General features: G+C 71.1%; 4 protein-coding genes. 2 read left to right on the top strand and 2 right to left on the bottom strand.

The window, feature by feature from the left end; genetic code table 11:
• On the bottom strand, nucleotides 1-332 hold a 332-nt coding region (arfB, locus tag C1J00_RS40805; protein ID WP_102913889.1), incomplete at its 3' end, for an alternative ribosome rescue aminoacyl-tRNA hydrolase ArfB.
• Nucleotides 333-492: 160 nt separating this feature from the next.
• Here arfB and C1J00_RS40800 point away from each other — a divergent pair.
• Entirely contained in the window at nucleotides 493-1,068 is a 576-nt protein-coding gene (locus C1J00_RS40800; RefSeq protein ID WP_102913888.1) for a TerD family protein, read from the top strand.
• Nucleotides 1,069-1,273: 205 nt separating this feature from the next.
• On the opposite strand, the gene C1J00_RS40795 is transcribed toward C1J00_RS40800, so the two are convergent.
• Entirely contained in the window at nucleotides 1,274-2,704 is a 1,431-nt protein-coding gene (locus C1J00_RS40795) for a M1 family metallopeptidase (protein WP_439333478.1), read from the bottom strand.
• 37 nt (nucleotides 2,705-2,741) lie between these two features.
• On the opposite strand from C1J00_RS40795, the gene C1J00_RS48630 reads away from it, so the two are divergent.
• Nucleotides 2,742-3,242: a hypothetical protein gene (locus tag C1J00_RS48630; RefSeq protein WP_102913890.1), complete on the top strand. Its 501-nt coding sequence runs from the start codon at nucleotides 2,742-2,744 to the stop codon at nucleotides 3,240-3,242.
• Nucleotides 3,243-3,258 lie beyond the last annotated feature (16 nt).

Below are 3,258 nucleotides of genomic sequence, written 5' to 3'. Positions count from 1 at the left end.
GGTCTGGGCGGGGGCGCGGTGGCCTCGGCCAGGAGCGCGGTGAGGCGTACGGCCGCGGCCTCGCGGTTGCGCCACTGGGAGCGGTGCTCGGAGGACCGTACGGTGACGACCCCGTCGACCAGGCGCCCGGCCAGCCGCTCCAGGGCCCGCTGCTTCCACACCGCGGGCAGCGCCTCGGTCTTCGCCAGGTCGAAGCTCAGCTCGACCTTCGAGTCGCTGGTGTTGACGTGCTGCCCGCCGGGCCCCGACGACCGCGAGAAACGCCACATGAGCTCGGCCTCGGGCAGGGAGACGGAGCCGCGGATGACATGGGGACCAGACATGCCCCCCATGTTCCCGCTCCTGTCCCGTCCACGTCACCCGAATAATCGCGAGTAAAGAAAGTAAAGGAGCTGGAACCTCGCGTACCCCTCTCCACGTTCACCGGGGTAGCTGTAGCTTCGATGCCGCAGTGTCTTTGCCGCACATAAACGAGGGAAGGGACTCCCAACAATGGCTGTAAGCCTGTCCAAGGGTGGCAACGTCTCGCTCACCAAGGAGGCTCCGGGCCTGACCGCCGTCACCGTGGGCCTCGGCTGGGACGTCCGCACCACCACCGGCACGGACTTCGACCTCGACGCCTCCGCGATCGCGGTCAACACGCAGGGCAAGGTCTACTCGGACGCCCACTTCGTCTTCTTCAACAACAAGGAGACGCCGGACAACACGATCGTCCACACCGGTGACAACCGCACGGGTGAAGGCGCCGGCGACGACGAGGCGATCAACGTCAACCTCGCCGGCCTCCCGGCCGACATCGAGAAGATCGTCTTCCCGGTGTCGATCTACGACGCGGAGAACCGCTCGCAGAACTTCGGCCAGGTGCGCAACGCCTACATCCGCATCGTCAACCAGGCCGGCGGCGCGGAGATCGCCCGCTACGACCTGTCGGAGGACGCGGCCACGGAGACGGCCATGGTCTTCGGCGAGCTGTACCGCAACGGCGCTGAGTGGAAGTTCCGCGCGGTCGGCCAGGGCTACGCCTCGGGCCTGGTCGGCATCGCCCAGGACTTCGGCGTGAACGTCTGACGGACGCCTGAGCGTTTCGCGGGGAAGCCCCCCGGGCCGGACCACCGGCCCGGGGGGCTTCGCCTCGGGGGCGGACCACCGGCCGGAGGGGGCTTCGCCTCCGGGGCGGGGGGCCGTGCCGATCGGGGGGTGTGCCGATCGGCGGGGAGGGTGCGGGGCACCCCGCACCGTCCCCGCCGCGAGGAACCGACCACGCCGTGAGGCCTCAGGGCTGCTCCGGCTTCCCCTCCCCGTACAGCCACTCCTCCCAGACCCCCGCCAAGTCGTCCCCGGGCGCCTGCTCCTCGGCATAGGCCGTGAAGTCGGCGGTGTCGGCGTTGCCGTACCGGTACTCGGCCGCCCATCCCCTGAGGATCGAGAAGAACCGGTCGTCCCCGACGGTCTGCCGCACCTTCTGCAGCACCATCGCCCCCCGCCAGTACACCGGCGGGTCGGAGATCCGGGCGGCGCTCGGCGGGGCCGCCGGCGGAAACTCCCAGATCTCCTCCCCGGCCTCCTCCGTGTCGAAGTGCTCGCCGGAGTACAGGGCGTCGAACATCTCCTGGGCGCTGTCCCCGCCGTGGTCCTCCTCCCACAGCCACTCCGCGTACGTCGCGAAGCCCTCGTTGAGCCACATGTCCCGCCAGCTCTCCGGCGAGACCGAGTCGCCGTACCACTGGTGGGCGATCTCGTGGACGAGGAGCGTGATGTCGGGCGCTCCCGGGAACACCGGCCGGCTCTGGGTCTCCAGGGCGTAGCCGACGGACGCGGCGCTGTCGACGATCGCGCCCGTGGAGGAGAAGGGGTACGGCCCGAACCGCCTCTCCGCCCATCGCAGCACTTCGGGCAGCCGCCCGAGCACGGGCCGGCTCGCCGCCGCCTCCGCCGGGTCGACGGCCGTGTACACGGGCAGGCTCCCGGCCCCGGACCGGCTGACGGTGAAGCGGCCGATCGCGACCGTAGCGAGGTAGCTCGCCATCGGCCGCGCCATGTGCCAGGTGGACGTCGTACGCCCCCGAGCGGTCGTCTCGCTCCGCAACTCCCCGTTGGACACGGCCCGCAGCCCGTCCGGCACGGTCACCGTGAGGTCGTACGCCGCCTTGTCGGAGGGGTGGTGGTTGCCGGGGAACCACGTCATCGACCCCGTCGGCTCGCCCAGGGCCAGCGCCCCGTCCGTGGTGCGCAGCCAGCCTTCCCGGGAGCCGTCCGGGTCCGTGACGGTTTCGGGTGCGCCCGCGTAGCGGACGGTGACGCGGAACGTCTCGTCCCGGTCGAGGTCGTCCCGCGGGCGGACGGTGAGCTCCTGCCCGGCGCGGTTCCAGCGGGCCGTCTCGCCGTCGACGGTGATCTGCTCGACCTCCATGCCGAGCAGGTCGAGGTTGAAGGCGGAGAGGTCCTTGGCCGCGCGGGCGGTGAGGGTGGCCGTGCCGGTGAGGTGGTGGGCGCCGGGGTCGTAGGCGAGGCGCAGACCGTAGTGGGTGACGTCGTAGCCGCCGTTGCCGGACTTCGGGAAGTAGGGGTCGCGGACGCCGGAGCCGCCCGGGGTGCCGTGCACCCCGCCGCCGCACGCGGTGAGGACGAGAGCGGAGGCGAGCAGAGCGGACACGGGCAGGGCGGCTGCGGGCCGGGTGGGGACGAGGCGTACAGATCGGGCCACGGTCGCGATCCTACGGGCGCGTGACACCATCACCCCCGTGCTCGACATCGGCTACGCCCTCTCCAACCGCTTCCCCGACCCGCCGCAGACCGACTACCGCCGCGCGGACGTCCGGGCGCTGCGGCACGACCTGTTCTGCGGGGACGTCTACCTGGCGGACACCAAGACGGATCACGAGGTGTCCACGGCCTGGGGATGGGTGCCGGTGCTCGACTTCGCATGGGCGCTGTGCGACATCGTGGAGCGGATCGACCGGGACCCGGCGGGTTCGCGGGCCTCCCGGCCGCAGCGGGCGGAGCTGGACTTCACCGAGTCGACGGACCGGATGCTGTTCGAGCGCCGCTTCGGCTGGGTGGACATCGAGGCCGACTGGATGCGCGCGGAGGAGCCCGCACTCACCGTGTCCCACAGCGAACTGCGCCGCGAGGCGAGGGACTTCCTGCACGACCTGATCGCCGACCTCACGGACCTGCACGACGACCTCGCGGAGAACCCGGCGATCTGGACCCTCCAGGCCCTATCTCTTATACACATCTGACGCTGCCGACGAACTC

Source organism: Streptomyces cahuitamycinicus (genome assembly GCF_002891435.1).
In the GTDB taxonomy this organism is placed as follows: Bacteria; Actinomycetota; Actinomycetes; order Streptomycetales; family Streptomycetaceae; genus Streptomyces; species Streptomyces cahuitamycinicus.
This window is presented reverse-complemented; position numbering and strand designations above follow the sequence as displayed.